General features: G+C 57.4%; 16 protein-coding genes. 2 read left to right on the top strand and 14 right to left on the bottom strand.

Annotation, left to right across the window (positions count from 1 at the left end):
* Positions 1 to 50: 50 nt before the first annotated feature.
* The 7 genes from AB7M33_RS21580 to AB7M33_RS21550 all read right to left on the bottom strand — a co-directional run bounded on the left by AB7M33_RS21580 (position 51) and on the right by AB7M33_RS21550 (position 7,399).
* Positions 51 to 209, bottom strand: a complete 159-nt coding sequence (locus AB7M33_RS21580; protein ID WP_265968060.1) for a hypothetical protein — start codon at positions 207 to 209, stop codon at positions 51 to 53.
* Positions 203 to 457: a dermonecrotic toxin domain-containing protein gene (locus AB7M33_RS21575; protein ID WP_369124823.1), complete on the bottom strand. Its 255-nt coding sequence runs from the start codon at positions 455 to 457 to the stop codon at positions 203 to 205. The genes AB7M33_RS21580 and AB7M33_RS21575 overlap by 7 nt, the downstream gene beginning before the upstream one ends.
* A gap of 77 nt (positions 458 to 534) precedes the next feature.
* Entirely contained in the window at positions 535 to 3,048 is a 2,514-nt protein-coding gene (locus tag AB7M33_RS21570; RefSeq protein WP_454243580.1) for a hypothetical protein, read from the bottom strand.
* A gap of 283 nt (positions 3,049 to 3,331) precedes the next feature.
* Positions 3,332 to 3,973 carry an alpha/beta hydrolase gene (locus tag AB7M33_RS21565; RefSeq protein WP_454243579.1) on the bottom strand — a complete coding sequence of 214 codons (642 nt, stop codon included), beginning with the start codon at positions 3,971 to 3,973 and terminating at the stop codon, positions 3,332 to 3,334.
* The gene (locus tag AB7M33_RS21560) at positions 3,963 to 5,138 is read right to left on the bottom strand and encodes an MFS transporter (protein ID WP_454244245.1); all 1,176 of its coding nucleotides are present in this window, start codon (positions 5,136 to 5,138) and stop codon (positions 3,963 to 3,965) included. The genes AB7M33_RS21565 and AB7M33_RS21560 overlap by 11 nt, the downstream gene beginning before the upstream one ends.
* Positions 5,139 to 5,327: 189 nt before the next feature.
* Positions 5,328 to 5,990: an RraA family protein gene (locus AB7M33_RS21555; RefSeq protein WP_265968057.1), complete on the bottom strand. Its 663-nt coding sequence runs from the start codon at positions 5,988 to 5,990 to the stop codon at positions 5,328 to 5,330.
* Between the two features lie 59 nt (positions 5,991 to 6,049).
* Positions 6,050 to 7,399 (bottom strand): MFS transporter, encoded by a 1,350-nt coding sequence (locus AB7M33_RS21550; protein ID WP_454243578.1) that lies wholly within the window; start codon positions 7,397 to 7,399, stop codon positions 6,050 to 6,052.
* Between the two features lie 176 nt (positions 7,400 to 7,575).
* Here AB7M33_RS21550 and AB7M33_RS21545 point away from each other — a divergent pair, with 176 nt between their 5' ends.
* Both AB7M33_RS21545 and AB7M33_RS21540 read left to right on the top strand, forming a co-directional pair.
* Positions 7,576 to 8,475: a LysR family transcriptional regulator gene (locus AB7M33_RS21545; protein WP_085273786.1), complete on the top strand. Its 900-nt coding sequence runs from the start codon at positions 7,576 to 7,578 to the stop codon at positions 8,473 to 8,475.
* A 99-nt stretch (positions 8,476 to 8,574) separates the two neighbouring features.
* Positions 8,575 to 9,240 (top strand): RraA family protein, encoded by a 666-nt coding sequence (locus AB7M33_RS21540; protein ID WP_274883371.1) that lies wholly within the window; start codon positions 8,575 to 8,577, stop codon positions 9,238 to 9,240.
* A 68-nt stretch (positions 9,241 to 9,308) separates the two neighbouring features.
* Here the strand turns inward: AB7M33_RS21540 and AB7M33_RS21535 are convergent, their stop codons facing one another.
* From AB7M33_RS21535 to vasI, 7 genes are all read right to left on the bottom strand, one after another.
* Positions 9,309 to 9,818, bottom strand: coding sequence for a hypothetical protein (locus AB7M33_RS21535; RefSeq protein ID WP_454243577.1), 510 nt, complete (start codon positions 9,816 to 9,818; stop codon positions 9,309 to 9,311).
* Entirely contained in the window at positions 9,815 to 10,840 is a 1,026-nt protein-coding gene (locus tag AB7M33_RS21530; RefSeq protein WP_085273789.1) for a hypothetical protein, read from the bottom strand. The genes AB7M33_RS21535 and AB7M33_RS21530 overlap by 4 nt, the downstream gene beginning before the upstream one ends.
* A 237-nt stretch (positions 10,841 to 11,077) precedes the next feature.
* Positions 11,078 to 12,157, bottom strand: a complete 1,080-nt coding sequence (locus AB7M33_RS21525; RefSeq protein ID WP_454243576.1) for a type VI immunity family protein — start codon at positions 12,155 to 12,157, stop codon at positions 11,078 to 11,080.
* 11 nt (positions 12,158 to 12,168) lie between these two features.
* A complete protein-coding gene (locus tag AB7M33_RS21520) occupies positions 12,169 to 12,897 on the bottom strand; it encodes a VRR-NUC domain-containing protein (RefSeq protein ID WP_454243575.1) in 729 nt (242 codons plus the stop codon).
* Between the two features lie 471 nt (positions 12,898 to 13,368).
* Positions 13,369 to 16,938, bottom strand: a complete 3,570-nt coding sequence (gene tssM, locus AB7M33_RS21515) for a type VI secretion system membrane subunit TssM (RefSeq protein ID WP_454243574.1) — start codon at positions 16,936 to 16,938, stop codon at positions 13,369 to 13,371.
* Entirely contained in the window at positions 16,935 to 18,401 is a 1,467-nt protein-coding gene (tssA, locus tag AB7M33_RS21510) for a type VI secretion system protein TssA (protein WP_454243573.1), read from the bottom strand. The genes tssM and tssA overlap by 4 nt, the downstream gene beginning before the upstream one ends.
* Positions 18,389 to 18,928, bottom strand: coding sequence for a type VI secretion system-associated protein VasI (gene vasI / locus AB7M33_RS21505; RefSeq protein ID WP_454243572.1), 540 nt, complete (start codon positions 18,926 to 18,928; stop codon positions 18,389 to 18,391). The genes tssA and vasI overlap by 13 nt, the downstream gene beginning before the upstream one ends.
* Between the last annotated feature and the right edge of the window lie 149 nt (positions 18,929 to 19,077).

Below are 19,077 nucleotides of genomic sequence, written 5' to 3'. Positions count from 1 at the left end.
CGCTGAAAACAGCTGGCACGCACCTTGAACAGAAAACTGTCACATTGATGTCAATGAGCCTTTTCACGTGTTGGCTGATGAAAATTGCATCCGAAAAGCCAACCGAGCAGGCTCAGTTGCATGGCCACCACCGGATCGCCATCGAGGCGCGGCAAGCGATCGGTCTTGCACAGCCCGACCACCAGCTGCAGTTCGCTCTCGCTCAGCACGCCCTTGAGCCTGGCCCAGAGGCATCAAGCAGCAGGCTGTAGCGATGCGAACCGGCCAGCAACTCGGCGACGCGATCGGTGCTGCCACTCCCGGCTTGCGGCTGTAGGACACAGTCCAAATGGCGTTGATACTGTCCGCCCACGTCGGTGTCATGGCACAGCCTGGCAAACTCAATGGCACAGGGTGGTTTGATGTTGCCTGCCCGAGCGTTGCTCAAGCGATTGCCCTTCGGCTGTCCGCCCGCCACGCTCTAATCGGCGGTGAAGCAGCTCAACACCATGCGCAGGGAAATGCGCGAAGTTGAGCTGTTCGTTTGAAGTTTCCCTAGACAGGTTTCATTGCCATGGCGCCTGTGACATTCGTATTATAAGAATTCGCAAAGTGAATTGTCTTTGTTGCCACGTGATAGAAAGATCCGGAGCCTGGGCCATTGTTGTAGCGTTCAGGGAAAAGCCTATGGCCTGTCCAGGTATGACGATTTAATGGCAACTGTGCCCCGTATAATACACGCAGATCCGGGATCAAATCGTCATTCACAGGCAGGGCCGACTCCGCACTGACAAATCTCTCGGCACTGACCAAATTGTAGCTGCCTGGGCCGATCAGCACCCTGAAGCAATAACTCACCTGCACCGGATAGCTGATGGTTTTTTTCGCCACATCGGTGATCGTGATGGTTACGTCGCCATTGCGTAATGGCCAGACACGACCGTCGGCATCTACCCGAGCAATGGCTGGGGCACTTGAAGCATAGGTATACGGAGGGGTGCCGCCGGTGGGCAATCGCTGTTGGGACCTTGCGATATTGCCATTGACTTTGGGCGGGATAACGGCCCAGGCATTGGCCACCATTTGACACATCTCGATGGCCCCTCCGCGCAGCACCATCGGGGCTTGGCTGACATCCAACGGGGCAACCAGCATCGCAGGCGTTGCGATTGTAAATTCCAGGTCCGCAGACGCACGACCCGGTGTATTGGCCTGGAACACAATGTAGTAAACAACGACATCAATCGGGTTTCCATTGAGCTTCAGTTCAGCGGCAGGCACCTGGAACGAGGTCGGTGTATCGTCTGCGTCAATGTCTTGCGATTGCTCGTGGCGCCCCCCTTCCGAGGTTTTCCAGATCATTTGAAGCGTATAATCCCCCTTCACCGCGCTTAGATCCGGCAGCGCGATATAAACACCGTGTGTAAACTCCGGCCGGCAGGGGTCCAACACATTATTGGAACCGGAAAGATCGGTTTCAGTGGTGGGCGCCGGCAGCGTCTCGGCAAGATAACCGACGTAGAATCGCTGGTATAACGACTTGACCTTGTTCTTGCCCCGCTTCACGGTGTAGTAGATATCCACATAGCCCCCCTCCAAGGGCAGCAGGAACTTAGGCCCATCCAAGCGTAACCGCAATTCACTGCCGACCTGGACTTTGGTGACACGATGCTTTCTGGGTTTGAATCCCAGGCTACGACCGTCGGCAGCAACCCCGCGCATCACGACGTCAACAACATCATCCTTCACCAGATTGGCCAGTTTAGGAATGACCAGGTCTGCTACCGCCAGATCAGAGTCGGTCCACCAGCCATTATCCACACTTTCGGCGCCGTCTATCGACACTGCGGGCAATGCGTTGGATGCACGCGTGCCGATGAAATCAAGGGTGGCTGACTGTGACAACGTGACCGTATTATTGCGTTTTACTTCGTAATAAGCGCTGCCCGAACCATTGGCGAGGCCCCACAACTCCGTGTGGGACAGTGTAAAGTTAAGCACTTCGCCAGCAGCTGTTATATCCACAGTACCCAGATCGGATGCTTGAGCAAGGCCTGCTTCGGTAGTGGCTTTCCATTTGACGGTTACAGTATCGCCTGGCTGGAAATTGCCGGGGTCAGCTTTAATTTCCAGCCCCCTGCTGCCATAGATGTCCAAATTGAAAGGTTGGACAATAGTGCGTTTCAGGTCTTCCAAATCGCTGAGGGTGGGTGCAGCAAACTTAAGCTTCGATACGGCGACCTGTACACGGGTGGTTACCGACCATTCGGACTCGTTGCCAACCTCATCAACGACGTAGTAATCCACTTCAAGGTCTTTGCTGTCTCCCGCTGCCAGTACTGTAGCCTCCGGCACGGTGATGACAATCGGCTTGCCCACGTGTGCCGCTTGCACGCTATGCTCAACGGTTTCATGGCCCCAATACAGTACGAGCGTATCGAAGGCCGCCATGCCCGTGTAAGCCGCAATCGTCACTTGCACGCCGCTCTTGGCGTCGCTTTCGCCTACCGGCCCCATGGCCGGCGTTGTCAGGGTGGGCGCATTCAACGGCACAGGCGCTGCGTTACCCACATGCCCCGGTTGGCCGAATCGCACCTTTACAATCAACACCTGTGAAGTGCCCACAGTGCCATAGAGGCCAGCGCTGTCTTTGCGTGTAACGTAATACTTTACTTGCGCGTCATCTTTTTCCTTGATGAAGGCACTGGGCACGATCACTGTCAGATACTGGTTGCTCACGTCCCCCGCTACGACCTTCGCGGGTACTCTCTTGCCGCTCCAGTCTGCGATGATCCAATCATCCACGGCCATGCCCTTGAAGGCAGGGATGACGACCACCACGCCGTCGTCAGGGTCCCAGACTTCCTCGTGGTTGATACCCACATCCGCGATTGAGACAGGCCACGTGGCACCAATGACCATAGGCCTTGGATAATCTGAGATCGCCTCTTTCGGATAGCGGCTCTTCAGGTGAAGATCAAACTCGATGCGCAGATCGTCAATGCCAGCAGGACTGCCTGGCACAATGCTATTCGGATTAACGGGGGGGGCTATCATTGTTGAGCTCATTTTTTCAATCCTTCAATGCAGTTGGAGCTGCAATAAAACAAGCAACATTAGTTATGGGCGCCCCACCCAGCCCTCTTCCAGCGTAAGGGAAACAGGCGCGCAGGTGCGTTCAGCAACGTTACACACACGGGAACACTTCAACACCTGGTAAAAGTGATAGTTTTGATAGTGCCGGACACTGCATGACCACTACAGTACCAACCCCCGAGATGCATCAGGCGAAGAAAGGTAACCCATACTTCTTCGGCATGAAGGTGCATATTGGCGCCAAGGTCGAGGGCGTTCAGCTTCTCTCGTTCAAATGCCTGACCACCTGGTCTGCTACCTGCGCCAGGCAGCCTTTGAAGAAGTGATTGGCCGCGCTATAGACGACGACCGGGCGGTGCTCTGGCCGTGCCCAATCAAGCAGGTTGGCCAGCGGCGCCATCTCGTCGTGCTCGCCATGCAGCAACAGGCAGCGGGAGGGTAACGGCAGCGCTGGGTAGAACCGCCCGCCAGGCACCTCTCCCACCGGCAGCCCCAACAACGCGACAGCATGCAGCGAGCTTTCCAGCGTGACCGCGACCCTGGCAAACACGTGCGCACCAAACGAGAAGCCGACGAGTGCGATGGGCAGCTCGGGGTAACGTTCCTGCAGGTGCCTGACGACGACAATGCTGTCTTCGGCCTCACCTACTCCCTCGGCATGTGCGCCAGCGGTTTGCCCCACTCCGCGAAAGCTCGGGCGCACCACGCGCCAGCCTGCAGCGCACAGCTTGCGGGCCAAGGTCAGCGGTACCACGTGGTGTGGGCTGCCGCCCAGCAAGGGTTGCGGATGGCTGACCACCGCAATGCCCCTGACGGGCAACACCGGTTCATCGACAATCAATTCGATCCGCCCGGCCGGGCCCGTGATCAGCTGTTCGCTTCGTGCATCATCGTGCATCGCTATCTCCATCGACCGCTATCGTTTCGTCCGTTTCATTCGGTGCCGACTTGGCTGGTGGCAACGCGCGCAACACCATCACTACCAGCCCGACATTGATTGCCGCCAAGCAGCCCAACGCCATGAGCACCCCCATGGCACCGAAGTGCTGCAGCAGGTAGCCGCCAACTAACGGTGTCAGTGCCTGGCCGATCAGTGAAGGCCGCGACATCTTGCCCATCAGCACCACGTACTGCGACGGTGGCATCAACGCCAGCGGTAGCAGGCCGCGAACGATCGCTCGCAGTCCGTTGCCCAGGCCGTAGAGTAACAAGCCCACCGCTGTCGCGCCTGGCGCAAACGCGACTAACAATACGCCTAGCGCAACCAGCACGACTGACACCAGTGCAGTCCAAATGGGGTGGCGCTTGCCCGCTAGCATCTGCAACACCCGCGAGGCTACCTGGCTCGGCCCCAACAACGCCGAAAGCGCGATGGCAGCAGCCAGCGAATAGCCCAGCCCTTGCAGAACGGCGACCAGTTGCACCGAAATGGCGGTCATGATGACCGCACCCAGCGCGAAGATCCACGTCAGTTGCCGGTACACACGTCGGTTTACGCCCTCACTGCGCTGCTCGATGAGGCGCTCGCGCGGCGCTGACCGGACGGCGCTCGGCAGTACCTTGAGGTAAAACGGCGTTGTCACCAGAAGCACTGCGGCATAGCCGAAACACGCGTAGCGCCAGCCCACATGCTCGATGGCAAATGCCACCAGCGGCCAGCACAGGGTTGTGGCAAACCCTGTAATCAGGGTGATGCCGGTAATGGCTTTACCCGCACGCTCGGCATACAGCGCACCCAATGTCGCGAACAGCGCTTCGTAAAGCCCGGCGGCCATGCCAACACCGATGATCACCCACGCGAGCAAAAACGTCGGCAACGTCTGGCTAGCCGCGATCATCAACAACCCGAGAGCAACGATCACGCCACTGCTGGCCAGTTGTGTCCGGCCACCATAACGGGCAACCAGGTGGCTCGACAGCGGTGCAAGCAGGGCCGAGACCATCAGGCTCAGCGACAACGCGCCGTACACCCACTGGCTGCCCCAACCGGTCTCGCGCGTTATCGGCTCGCCCATGACCGCCAACAAAAAGAACGAGCCGCCCCAGACCAGAATCTGCAGCATGCCCAGGCAAAAAATGCCAGGGGCCCCGGGTAGACGAGCTTCGGCGTGCACGGTAAACCTTCAACAAGACGAACGAATCAGTGCGCGGGACGCACGCGCCTAGTTTAAGGCGATGCTGCGAGCGGTGCTAAACCCTCTGGGCATAACAGCTATTGACCCCTGCACCTGCAGGGGTCAGCACAATGCCACTTAGGACTTGCGTTGCAAGGTGTGGTAATTCAGCGCTTCGCGCGCTTGCTTGAGGGTGCGCCCTTCGCTGATCAACGCACGGATATCCGCTTCGACTGCTTCGATCTGACGGGCAACCTGGGCAACTTCTTGCGCCCGCGCACGCGGCACTACAACAACGCCGTTGGCATCGGCAACGATGATGTCACGGGAGCAGACACGCGCCTGGCCGATGGAAACCGGCTGGTTGACCGATTCGACCTGGACACGGTCCTTGCCTGTGCGCATGAAGCGCCCCTGGGTAAACAGCGGATAGCCATCGCCCAAGGCCTTGTTCACATCGCGGCAGACGCCGTCGATCACCGTGCCAGCAATCTTCCGGGCCCCGGCATATTGGGTCATGATATCGCCCCACACGGTGCAGTCGGTGCGGCCATCATTGTCGATCACCACGATATCGCCCTCAGCGACCTCTTCGATGAAATCACCAACGGTGCCCGGAGGCACGCTCGCCGACACGTACTTCACCGTGAACGCCGGCCCCACGACCACCTGCTTGTAGTTGTCGAGCGGCATCACACCAAAGCAATGGCCAGGCAGGCCGAGCTTGTCCAAGGCATCCGAGACGCCGGGCGTGTCCAGCCCTTCGAACAGTGCGACCAGCGCTTTATCTTCTGCGTGCATCATTAGCTCCTTTCAAACAGACGGATTGATCACAACGGGTGACACCACAGGCCGTGAGGTCACGCCTTTTGGGTCTTCGGCACCGGCTCCAGAATCGTCAGCAACAGCACAAAGCTGGCGAACGAACCAATCGCAAGGTAAGAGAACACGTAGTTCCAGCCATAACTGTCAAGCAACAAGCCGGTCAAAAACGGCGTCGCCGCGGCCCCTAGCTGCCCGACCATGTTGACGATGGCGTTGGCGACGGGGAACGTCTGCTTGGTCGCCAGTGCCATTGGGTAAACCATGTAAGAAGAGAACCCGAAGCTCAGCACGATGCCGGTCGCCATCAGCAACAGGCCGTACGAGAACGGGTCGGCAGGCGAATGAATCAACAGGTACATCATCACCGAGGTACCCAGCGCTGAAAGCAGCATCCCAGGCTTGCGCCGCCCGCCCAACCAACGGTCCGAGCAATAGCCGCCCAACAGGTTGCCCAGCACTGCCCCAACCCAAGGCGCAGCCGAGACCAACCCCATATTCATCAACGAGAAGCCTTTGACGGTGATCAGGTAGGTGGGGATCCAGGACAACAATACGCTGGAAACACCCAGCTGGAAGCAGTACGCCAGCGCACTCCCCCAGATCAACCACGAACCGAAGACCTGGCGCTTGGTCTCCAGCGCCGCTACCTCGCGCCGACGAATGAAGAAGTCCAGGCGCTCGAAGCCTCGCCCTGGGGCCTTCTGCACGGCGGGTTCATTGCTGGCGACGTTGTCGCGCGGCGTTTCGTCAGTGATGTAATCAAGCTCCGCCTGATTGACGAAGCGGCTTTTCGAAGGGTGGTCGGCAATCAGAAAGTACCAGGCGATCGACAGCAAAATGCCCGGCACGGCGAAGAAATAGAACACCTCGCGCCAGCCCCACACCGCGATGATCACGGCACACAGCGGCGGTACGATGACCGGGCCGAACTTGACCGCAGACAGAAAAATGCCTGAAGCAATGCCCTTTTCTCTCGGCGGAAACCAGTTGTTGATGGTGGTGGTCATGCTGATCGGCAGCGGCCCTTCGGCAAGGCCCAGGCCGAACCGATAGATTTTCAACGCCAGCAGTGAGCCTGCGGTACCTACCAACCCGGTCAGCACCGACGTCATGACCATGGCGGTCGGCAAGATCCGGCTCACGCCCAGGCGGCTGAAGGCCAAGCCTGCCGGGATTTGTGCCAAGGCATAAGCCAGCAGGAACAGGCTCATCAGCCCACCCGCTTCGGCGTTGCTCATCTCGAACTCTTTGCGAATAAAAGGCAACGCCACGCCGAGATTGGCGCGGTCGGCGGCAGCGATGGTGTAGATCGAGAAGATCATGCCAGCCACGATCCACCGGTAACTGCTGCGCCCTTTGGCATAGGCAACTTCAGCGATCGACATAGGTACATACCTTTGTTTTTGTAATTCGGCGGTAATCTAGGCGCCGCAAATGTAGAAAAAAAGCGACAAATACTCACCACTTATCATCACTTTTAGTGGACAATCGCTTTCACTCACCTGCCTTGAAATCTCTTCGGGGCCGCTCTGAAACGGGCTTTTCACACCTGGAGCACACGATGATCACGCTGAAGCAAATCGAGGCCATCTACTGGATTGTCGAGCTGGGCAGCTTTGAAGCGGCTGCCGCCAAACTCAACATGTCTCAATCGGCGATCTCCAAACGCGTGCAAGAACTCGAGGATGCCTTTGGCGTAGCCATCTTCGACCGCTCGAAACGCAGCGCCCGGCTGACCCAAAAAGGCCTGGAGCTGCATGGCTGCGCCGTTGAAATGTTGCGCCAGCGGGATAACCTGCTGGAGCGCATCAGCTCGAAAGAAACGCTGGTCCGACGCTTCAGGCTCGGCGTAACGGAACTCACGGCGCTCACGTGGTTGCCGAACCTGGTCGATCAGATTCACCAGACCTACCCCAAGGTCGATCTGGAACCCTCGATCGAGTTGAGCACCGACCTGTTGCGCCGGCTCGAGGCTGACGAGCTTGACCTGATCATCGTGCCTGACATCTTCCGCGATGCCCGCTTCATCAGTACCCCGCTCGCCTCTGTCGAAAACGCGTGGATGTGCTCACCCTCGCTGTACCCGAGTGACGCGCCCATGGACTTGCAATCGCTGTCTTCGTTTACGGTACTCACCCAGGGAGGCAGCTCAGGCACCGGAAAAACCTACGAACGCTGGCTGGCGGAACATGACGTGCGGCTGACCAAGACGCTCACCAGCAACTACCTGGTGGCACAAGTCGGGTTGGCGATTTCGGGTGTCGGGCTCAGCTACCTGCCTAGGCAATGCATGAGTTCGATGATCGAGCAGGGCCGTTTGAAGGTCGTACAAACCGACTTGCCACTGCCGCCGATCAGCTATGTCTGCGTGCACCGGGCTGACCGCTACCAAGGGCTCAGCAATGAAGTGGCGCGGTTGGCGCAACAGGCCTGCGACTTCACCCGGCTTATCATCACCTGAGGCGATGTTTTTTAATCAAAAAATATCGCTAAAAGTAACGGCAGTTCTCTCCTACCATCGACCCATACCCCACTGGGTCAAGCCATTCAGGAGATTGTCATGCTGTTACCCGGGTCTCGTATCCTGCCGTCGCCAACACTCGCCCCTGCGCATGTAATCGAATCGTTCCGATCGGTCGTGACGCCGCACATCAGCGACAACCTGGGTCGACACATTGGCGCGCGAGGGCTTACCCGCTACAACACCTCGGGCAAGCTTGTCGGCACTGCGCTGACCGTCAAAACGCGCCCCGGCGACAACCTGTTCATCTACAAGGCACTGACGCTGCTCGAACCCGGTCACGTACTGGTCATCGATGCCCAGGGTGACACCAACAATGCGGTCATCGGCGAGTTGATCAAGCTCTACGCAGAGCAGCGTGGCTGCGTCGGTTTCATCGTCGACGGGGCGATTCGCGACGTTGAAAGCTTCAAGACCAGCCCTTGCTATGCACGGGCTGTCGTGCACTGCGGCCCTTACAAGAGCGGGCCGGGCGAAATCAACGTGCCGGTTTCGATTGGTGGCATGCTCATCTCACCCGGTGACATCATCGTTGCTGACGAAGACGGCATCGTCGCCTTCCCCCAGAACGTGGCTGAACTCGTGCTAGGCAAAGCGCGCGAACACGAGGCTCATGAAGAGGCCGTCAAGGCAGAGATTGCCACGGGTGCACTGGACCAGTCGTGGCTCGACAAGGTGCTGGATAAAGCAGGCTTGTCGAACTGAAGTGAACTGAATTGCCATTCCAGGCTAGCCGGCTCCCCCCGTGTTAGTGTGGTGTCTCAGAAATACCACTAAAAATTACTTGCCCAGTGCCCGTGCCGTACGGGCGACTGAGGCAAGGATGTCCTCGTGCAATCCTCAAGCATCTGCTCAGGCGTCAGCGCAATGGCCACCGTCACCTCACTACACACTGCTGTGCGTATCTCCTCATAGGCCTTGCGTGGCAGCAAGCGCTTGGCATGACACATGAACAGTGCTTGCTCCGACAGTTGGGTCAGCAAGGTCAATCTGCGTCGTTCCTCCTTTTGCTGGAACTGCGCCAGACCACGATCAACCCGAAGTCCTGCCAACTCCTTCTTGGTCATGATGATCGCGTAGTTGATTCTTCTCAGCCACTGGGTGTCCAACTCCTTGCGTCCTGCGTGAGCCTCCTGCCGGGCGAGCTTGACCTGTTCACGCATCGAGGCAATTTCCGAGACCAAAGTGGCTTCCCGGCTGAGCATGTCGACAACGCGGCAACCTCGCTCATGTTGTTCCTTTGCCAGCCGATCGATGACCTCCCCCAGTACACCGCTCGTCATCGCTGGACCTCCCGAGATGGGCTGAGTGAATAGTCCTTGTGGATCATCTCCCCTGTTGCACTGGGATTCACAAGCGCCGGCCTCACCCACACCATCCGATCCTGCAATCGTCGAATGTGCCCCCGCCGCAAATGCCCCCTTGGAGAGGCATGATGACCGCCTGCGCTAGCAGCCCCACTTCGGGGTGCCTCGACCTCAAGCACGTGGTAACTGAAGAACGGCGGTTTGCCTTTGGCCTTGCGTTTCTTGTTCAACAGACTGGGAGCAGCAACGTCGCCCAGGCGCACATTGGCGCAGTTCAGCATCACGCTGGCTTGCAGGAAGGCCCCGACCTCTTCACGGGTTTCTTTGATAATGCATGCAAGGGAGCTTTCAAGCCCAAGCTCGACACAGCAATGATCGAACTTCTCGGGCATGAGAACCGTAGGCGCGACATTGAATTTTTGTAGCCTGGAACAGGCTGGGTTCACCTCCAGCAACCAGTCGCTGGCCAAGCGGTCCAACAATGTCGCCTCCTCTGGCACATAGTCTGCCACCTCGTTCTGATGGGGAACAAACACGCCACCTATCGGCAGGGTCCATCGACTCGTCGCGTCATTCCAATACAACGAGTACACCACCACGCCACCATGCTCCTCTTTGAGAAACTTTCTGGTATCGGGCAGCAACTCAGCCAGCTCAGGCCCCATAGTGACGCACAGGGCGATTCGCTTTGTTGAACGGTGACAGCCTGGCTTATCCTCACCTTCGTTGCCGACGAACACCCAGGGTGATTCCAGCGCTACCACCGGAAAGGGCAGTCTCGCCAAGTCCAGATGTGCCTGGCGGATTTCGCCCATATCAACCAGCTCAGCGCAGTTGGGCAGGATAAACTTCACACTTTCACGCAAAAGCCTCACCAAGACGTGATGGGCGTGCAGGATGCCGGGCATATCCTTACGCACGGTACGCATGCCTAACTCCAGTTGCTCGATGGCCTGCGTACAGTAATTCAACGCTTTTACACGCTCTTCCGTTTGCATGGACTAATCCTTATATTGCCTGTAGGGCGGCCTAATGCCCACACCAACTTCGCGTAGATCTATAAAAGTCACTAAGATCACGAATGATCTGTATCCCACACAGGCAATCGGGGCAATGGTTTTCCAAACACTTAACCCATAGCACATCATTACCCATTGAGCCCAGACCAGAATCATCAACTAAAAATAAGGTTGATTTATGAGCAACACTGCAGAATCAAACAAACCGAAACATTACTACTCAGGAACATCTTCATCCTCAAGTAAAGGCTCATGACCCAGCCTCCTCAAGTGTATAGGCATCTCTGCTGGTCCAACATCAAAACGCTTGAGCCACTGATCTGCCGCCCAACCAGTAAGACGAATCTCTCCACTCCGAGAATTACGATGCAGGTCTCCCACCGAAAAAGCGCGAATATCGCATAGCTGATTATCAAGAATGATATAAGCAGCAGGCCTTAGATCACATTCATCACCAACTGCTGCGGGACTCACCCCAGCCCGAACTACTAAACCAAACCCATAATCATAAGTTTTAAAATGAGAAGGAGGAAGATTCTTATTGAGCTTTGAGGCACCTCCTGCCAACTCCACTCTGCCTGAGTTAATTATAGTCAACCAGCTCACCGTCTTAATTTTACCAACTCTTAGCGCTGGCGCATTTGCCAAAAGAGGAGAGTTCCCTACATCCAACCCCGGCATGCGCTCACTAACAAATGCCTCGACAGGCTCGTTCCGCTCCCGACGAACAGGGGAAAGATTCAAAGCATACCCTGCACACCCGTACTCGGCCTCAAGCATTCCGGAGCAAGATACCACTAAAGAAATGAATTCCCGGCGATTTTTCTCTAAGAATTCGATCGGAACAGAAAACTCAACAACGCTATACTCTTGCCCAATCTTTGACTTCCACCCCCTTTGGCCGAACAGCAAAAATTGCCAAGGTCCCGCATCCTCAGCTTTAACACCACTGGTGTAACAAAAGCCTAAATGATCATCCTCATCCATTGAAAAAATTAAGTCCCGAAATGCCCCTGAATGGTCATACGTTGCCTTTGGACTCCCACCCACAGGATTCTCACGCCACACCCATGTAAAAACGCGCGGCCCTGACAGCGCTATGAATTCTTCAAAACATGAGCATATAGCCTCTCGTGTCACGCTAGTGTGCGCCCCCTTGAAAAAAAAGGTGGCCCGAACACAAAGCACTGCGCCAATGTAATCCTTAGGACCACCTTTCATAAGTAGATCCCCAGGAATACTAACCAAATCCGGACGCTTTAATAGCTCCGATAAAAAGTCAAATTCTTCATCCACGCTTGCGCCCCTCAGAAAGCAGTAACAGGAATTGGCCTAGGCATCTTAGGTATGCTAGGCAACCGAGGAGTCTTTCCTCTAGAAAGCAACCACATTAGCTGCACAATCTTCTCGATAAGCCCATCTAACTCTTGGAGTGGAACTCGAACTTCCTCTTCAACCTGACTACAATCACAATCCTCTGGACCCAACACTTCAACCTTACCCGGATCCCCCGTAATTCTTTGATAGTCATCAATCTGCTCCACATCATACTCATCCGGAGGGAATTTCATTTCAATTACCTTTTTTATATTTTCCTGGACCGGCGCTTCCCTTGGATTTATCAGTATAACCACATCCGGACGACGTATCATTCCGGCCCCGGCCTTGAATGGGGGATGTTCCGGATCGTCATGCCAATATTTCTTAATCCACCCAGGAATCCAAGCGTGCGTCTCAACGCCATCTTTGTTCAAAATTGGTGCAGGCGGAGTTTTGGTCATATCATAACTCACCTCCGGACGGTATGGGCTTCGACCTCCATGCGACTTGAAAACAGCATCCAGATTATTAAGCCTCCCCTCAACACAGCTTTGCTTCAAGTTCTTACCATCAACGCTTACATTAGGTTTCGCCTCACAAAAGCAAATAGCTGCACACAATACCTTTTTATCTGCATCATCAAGCTTCGGCTCATTTATGCCAACCCGCGTTGTCGCCCCCATCGGCGACACACCTCCCATGGGCGAAGAGTTCAAGATAGCTCCCCTTCATCCTTAATAATCCGCAACACTCCCGCCGGAGCACAACTCACCCATCTTGTATAACCCTCTTCATCAGTTGTATCACAAGCATTGTTCCCCGACGAGGAAATAACTCGAACCTTGAATCCTGAAATGGGAAGCCCCGTATCTCGGTCAATCAGCCTAAAGCGTCCAGACCACATTTCTTCGGATGCACCATTCAACATTCGTGGTTTCACCTTACCCCCACTCATCCACACCTCCATCGCTTTCCTTATAGTTGAGCAAATACAAATCACACTCTTTATCAATGGCCAAGTTCAAAAACTAAAACTCATGATCAAACCACGCACACCTTGCACGCAGCACACCCTACCCTGCCTCTTCCCAAAGCATTTATCGACTTAGAAAGCTTATAAATACACGCCATAATTCAACCATCACGGATCTTGCAGGTTCGTCCGCTGAAGTTCTCCGCCAGCGCCGCTACTGGAGTAGCCTCCTCGGCAACTGGAAGCCTTTGAAAGGTTCTTGCGTGATCGGGTTGAAGGCCTTCTCCGCGTTGAGCCTGTAACGCATCACGCCGTCGCCCGTCCTGAAGCTCAGGTCTACGCTGGTTGCCGTACGCCCGTTGAGCGATCCACGGCTGAGCAAGCGGAACATCGACCACGGCCCTCGGTACTCCAGACTGCTGCTATTGCCGTTCTGCCTGAGCAAGGTCAGGTTGCTGCGCACCTGCTGTCCCAAAGTATTAGGCCAGACGATACCGGTGATCTGACTCGGGCCATGGGTGTAGGAAATCAGTTGGCCGTCCAGGTCCAACAAGCTTGTGCGCTGATTGGCACTCAACCCCAACGGCTCGATGCTGAACTGCACGCTCAGGTTGCCGCGCTGATCAAAGAAGGTCTCGCGGATACGATCTGCTCGCGCCAGCTGTTCGAGCACATCACTGCGGATCAGTGATTGCCCCTGCTGGCCGGCTTGCAGGGCTTCGAGGTTATCCTTCAGGAAGACCTTGAGGTACTGATCATGAAACTGCTGTAGCCGCCCTTTCGGCCCGAAGAAAGCCTCGAAATCATCCAGTGAGGCATCGGGTGCCCTCACCACGAAGGGGTAGCGTCCTGCCAGCCGCTGCTGGAAGAAGCTAAACACTTCAGCATCCCAGCGCCGCTCCAGCTCGCGTAGGGCTTCGACATTCAGCACTTGTGCTGTTTGATCGGCAATCTTCCTGACCTGATGGTTGATGGGCTCCGGTATGCCAGTGGCCACCCGCTGCAGGGTGCCGATCGGGTCTTGCCCTGTCATCGAGAATCGCTGATGCACGGCCTGCAGTGCAGCCTTGCCTCTGTCGGGGCTGTCTTGCACCGCCTTGGCATAGTCGTGCACGGCCGCGATGGCGCCATGGGTTTCATCGTAGTAGCTGGGTTTCTCACCGGTTGCCTGTAGCATGGCACTCAGCCCGGCAAAAGCCCGCTGAATAGCCCATGCCTGCTGTTGCTCGGGGTTGCTACTGTTCGGTCGCAACGCGTCGGTCTCTGCAGGGGACTCAACGCCCACGGGTGATGAAAGTGATGTGTTGTCCCTTACTGTATCCAGCAGCCGCTGCAGCGGGGCCGTTGGACCGGTGAACTGCTGCAGGATAGCCACCCCATGATCCAGATCGCGGAAGTCAGCCACCGAAATTGCGTTCAAGGCACGCCGCCAACTGTCAATGAAATCGGCGCTGTACAAGTTGCGCAGCCGCTCGCTCAGCGCCTCCCGGTCAGCGTCCGAGTAATCAAGCTGGCCGCGCTCGCCCAGTGCCCATTGGTCGATCATCGCCATGTCGGCAAACCGCTGACTGCGCGGCTCAAAGTAATCCTTGAAGCCTTTGGCGGTGAGCATCGATGCCAGCAAGACGTCATCGTCCTTCCTGGAACTGCCAGTTGACTGATACACCACATCAAAGGCCGGCCCCACCTGCTGACGCAGATCCAAACCGGTGTGCAACTGTTCCGCGGCCTGCTGTTTCAGGCTCGCATAGACCCGCTCTGGCAGGGGTACTTTGCGCAGAACCTGCTGCACCTCGGCGATACGCTGGTTGTACTGTGGCAGTTCGGTATCGGCATAGGCCAATGCGTACTTCAGGTGCTGCATGAGGTCGCGTTGCAGTTGCCCCTGCCCTGGGAACCGCTGCTGCCACTGGCGTGCCATCCAGTCTTCGACCCATTCGGGCCGGCGGTTCTGGCGATCCTCCAGCATGCGGTAAACCCTGAGTGCAGCCATCTGCTGCTCACTGCCTGGGGGCGCCGCGTTCATGGCATCAATCACACCACTGGCCAAGGCCGGCAGGAAGCGTTTGGAAAGCAAGCTCAGGTAGGCCTCGTCGACCGTAGGGCCGATGGCACGCCCTTGGTACAACCCCAGGTCAGCAACACCCGGCCACGCAGCACGATAGTCACCAAACACCGAAACGGCATCGCGGATCTGGTCCAACGGCCCCAGCAGGTTGCGCCCGGTCGGATCCAAACGCTGGTCCACTTCGTGGTGGCTGTATTCCTTACTCTTGGCAAGCACGTTGGCGGCTTTGGCACCATTGATATCAAAGTAGCGCTGCCAACTGGCGAGGCCGACACAGACCGCCAGGACGCCCACAGCGGAGCCGACCCAGAGCAGCTGGCGCTTGCTGCGCGCCACTTTGATGTTGTCCCCGGCAAGGCCGGCTTCCTGATAGATGACCCGTCTGAACGCGTGCTGGATGAAATAGGCCAGCGCCTTGCCTTGCGCCTTGCCCTCACGCAGGGGGAGTTCCGTCTTATAGGGTTGTGCCGCCTCACGCACGAACGCATTGAGCATGTCGCCCTGCTGCACGACCGAAGACCAGTACACGCCACGCACCAAGGCAGGCGTAGTGAAACGATCGCTTGCCAGTGTTTCTTTCAGAAAGCCCAACAGTATCGGGCGCAGCCCGATCAACTGGGCATGTAACGAGAACAAGCGAGCTCGCAGTGGCGCACCGCCTACTCCATCGAGTCGGTCCACCACCTGCTCAAACAACTGACTGATCAACCGATCGTAATGATCGCCATATTCATCCAGCCAGGCATCGAACGTGCCGACCGCATTCAGTTTGAAGGTAAAGCCCAGCATCTTTTCCCGCGTGCCAGCGGGAAGCCCGGCGTACAGCTGGTCAAAACCGTCCAGCAGATCGAACTTGGTCAGTACCACATACAGCGGCAGGCGCGAACCCAACTGGCTACTCACTTCATACAGCCGCGTGCGCAGCACATGCGCCAAGGCGACACGTTGCTCAGGCGTGCCATGCAACAGCGCAGGCAAGTCGACGACCAACAGCAAGCCGTTGAGGGCTCTCTGGCTGCGGTTGCGCAGCAGCCAACCCAACAAGTGCTGCCACAACCTGGCCGGAGTGGCGGGAGGAACTTGCGATGCGTTTGCTTCCTCGGCTGACAGAACTGACCGCGATGCTTGACTGATGAAAGTGCCCGGAGGATCGATGATCACCGCATCGTTGCTGACCCACCAACCGATCGGGTAGGCCAGCGTTTGCGCTTGTCGGCCGCGCGCCTGTGCCTTGTCGATGCGGGTCAGAGAGAAGCTTTGTTCGGTACGGTCGATGAAGCTGGTCTTGCCTGCCTGCTGGTCGCCCAACACCAGGTACCAGGGCAATCGGTACAAGGCGCGTCGCCCACCCGCATTGTGCAGAAACCGCGAAAGCCCTTGGTCCAACGCCTTCTCTTGCGCTTGAACGAACGGCAACGCTCGGTCCAGTTCGGCGGCCACTGCCTGATTGCGTTCTGCCTGCAAGCGGCGAAAACGCCTGCGCAGCACAACAAGCCAGCACAGCAGTGGTACCAACACGAGCACCAGACTTGCCAGCCCTCGATGGGCCACGCTGGACAACGGCTGCTGCTCACGCCACGTCCATTGCGGACCGAGCCACCAGATGGCAACGAGCATCAGTGCAGCCCCCAGCCCGAGCAGCAGCGGCATGGCCAGACCGATACGGGTCACCAAGGGCAAGCCCCAGCGTTTTAGGTGCTTCCATAGTTGATTCATCGTGACTCCCGTTCCTTGTTCCGATCAGTCTGCATGTGCGGTGCCGCATACTGCTGAAGACGTTGAAACACCTCCGGTTCCCAGGCGCTTGCGGTGGTTTCCTGCATCGTTCTGGCTACACCTGCGCACAAGTCGCGGGCCAACCAGGACACGCCCCGAGCAGCCAACAGGTCAGCTGCAATGACGGTGGTATGGCAGCGTTCGCGGGGGGCGTGGAGCTCCGCCTGCATCCCCTGCAACCTGAGCAAAACCGGCTCCACGCCGCCCGTTTCCAGCTGGCTGACTAATTCTTCGCGCAGGCTGACAAACTCATGGGTGGCCGCCCCCTGATCGGATGTACCTTGTGTACCCTTGAGCCACGCCAGGCTTTGGTCATCGACAAATACCCTGCCGTCGCTGAAACACAGCTGCTGCAGCGCTGGCATGCGCTGCACGAACCGCGCAGTCGCAGCGCGAATGGCCTCGGCCACCTCGCCCATGGCCAGCCGCGTGGCAGCGGTTGCCGCCAGGAAACTGCCGCGTATCCAGTAGGGGCAAGCCGTCACGCTCTTTTCGATCCGCAGAAGCAATACCGCGTCAATCGCGCTGCTCGAAATGGCCTCTTCATAATCACTGGCAATATCCTGAGGCACTGCCATCAGCTCTGTGCGGTTGCCTTGCTTGGTTTGAGGCGCCGCCTGGATATGGGCCCACAAGCCGAACCGCCGTAGCTGGTAACCGGTCGGGTCATACGGGTCCTGCTGATTGATCTGCTCGGCCATAGACAGCACGGCCCTTCGTGACTCACGCTCGTTGCCTAGCGATACGCGCGGCATCGGTGTAGCGACGACCTCGGCCAGCGGTACGGGCTTGATGCTCGCCGCAGAGGCCTTGACCGTGGCCGACTCGTCCACGCCGTTGGCAAGCTCTGTGTGTTTGCCAAGCAGGCGCGTCAGTTCGCCCAGGGCTGCTTCATCCAGCTGCGCAGCGGCTTGCTGCTGTTGCAAACGCTGCAACGCGTCCTGGGCCGCCGCCGCATGAGCAGGGCTGTAGGTGAAGCGGTCCAGCCGTGGCAGCGCTTCGATCAAACGATTGAGCATCAGGGCAACCAGCTTGCGTTTGCCCAGGAAGCCTTTAGGGCCAGGTTTCGGGTATGAGCCTTCCCAATACTGTTCGATTAGGCCAGCGAGCATTGCCAAGGTAAAACCCCATCGCTCCCAGCATCGGCTGCGCAGCCAGGCGGCACTCAGATGCGCGCCGATGCGCAAATGCTTGCACTGCTCACCCAGGTACTGACGGGACGCTTCTTCGATGTAGGCCCAGTCGATGGAAGACTCCTGCAGCCCACCCAGCTTGACCATCTCCTGGTCAATGGCCTGGTACGTTTCGTCCTCCACGTCGAACAGGCCGGCAGGGTTCTGCGCGTCGATGGGGGCAAGCAACCGAGTAATTTCCTGTGCGGTGACCTCGGCTACCAGCGACATGCTTTGCGCGCCTCATCGATGAGTGGATCCAACCCCTGAGCGTCGAAAACCAGGCCGTCAACGGCTGGGTTGTCGCTCTCGACGTGAATGCGATGAGCCCCAATCAGTTGCTTGATCTGCTCGATACCCGGTAGGCCTCGCCCGGCATCGAGCACTTGGCCGTTCTCCATCACCTGCCATGGCCTGGTGGTGGTTGCACCGCGCTCCCCACGCAGGCGCACGTTGACACGGCCTGTGTCGATAGGATGCGCGGTAACCAGCTGCAGTCTGGAGATGCTCTGCACACAACTGATCACCAAGTAGGGCTGAGGTCTGGCCGAAACAATTGCAGGAGCTGAAATCATCACACCGTCGTCCCCGGAACTGAGACGAAACATCAGGTCCTCTGGCGGGCGCCCCTGCTCTTGGGCCATCACGCGGCGCAACGTGGGCGCATCTTGCTCCTGTGCTGACCACTGTCGATTCGTCGTGAGCCCCAGGGTACCCGCCGCCTCATCGAAGCACGCCAAACGCTCAACATTGGACACGATTCGCGGACAGTCCCGCGATTCCGTCGCTAAGGCGGGCGTCGAGCAAAACAGCAGTAAGAGCCAAACTCCATTTGCATATCGAACATTCATCCCATTTCAACTCTCTTAAGCACGCGCACTGGCAATCACCCGACCACCCAACAGCG

This window comes from Pseudomonas sp. Y3 TE3536, from assembly GCF_053629175.1.
Note: the sequence above shows the minus strand (reverse complement) of the source record. Positions and strands in the feature narration are given on the sequence as shown.

Bases quoted from the DNA above. Each gene is read 5' to 3' on its own strand.
- AB7M33_RS21530 (WP_085273789.1), bottom strand. From the start codon at position 10,840: ATGCAAACGGAAGAGCGTGTAAAAGCGTTGAATTACTGTACGCAGGCC.
- AB7M33_RS21545 (WP_085273786.1), top strand. From the start codon at position 7,576: ATGATCACGCTGAAGCAAATCGAGGCCATCTACTGGATTGTCGAGCTG.
- AB7M33_RS21540 (WP_274883371.1), top strand. From the start codon at position 8,575: ATGCTGTTACCCGGGTCTCGTATCCTGCCGTCGCCAACACTCGCCCCT.
- AB7M33_RS21570 (WP_454243580.1), bottom strand. From the start codon at position 3,048: ATGAGCTCAACAATGATAGCCCCCCCCGTTAATCCGAATAGCATTGTG.
- AB7M33_RS21550 (WP_454243578.1), bottom strand. From the start codon at position 7,399: ATGTCGATCGCTGAAGTTGCCTATGCCAAAGGGCGCAGCAGTTACCGG.
- AB7M33_RS21535 (WP_454243577.1), bottom strand. From the start codon at position 9,818: ATGACGAGCGGTGTACTGGGGGAGGTCATCGATCGGCTGGCAAAGGAA.
- tssA (WP_454243573.1), bottom strand. From the start codon at position 18,401: ATGTCGCTGGTAGCCGAGGTCACCGCACAGGAAATTACTCGGTTGCTT.
- AB7M33_RS21565 (WP_454243579.1), bottom strand. From the start codon at position 3,973: ATGCACGATGATGCACGAAGCGAACAGCTGATCACGGGCCCGGCCGGG.
- AB7M33_RS21555 (WP_265968057.1), bottom strand. From the start codon at position 5,990: ATGCACGCAGAAGATAAAGCGCTGGTCGCACTGTTCGAAGGGCTGGAC.
- tssM (WP_454243574.1), bottom strand. From the start codon at position 16,938: ATGAATCAACTATGGAAGCACCTAAAACGCTGGGGCTTGCCCTTGGTG.
- AB7M33_RS21560 (WP_454244245.1), bottom strand. From the start codon at position 5,138: ATGCTGCAGATTCTGGTCTGGGGCGGCTCGTTCTTTTTGTTGGCGGTC.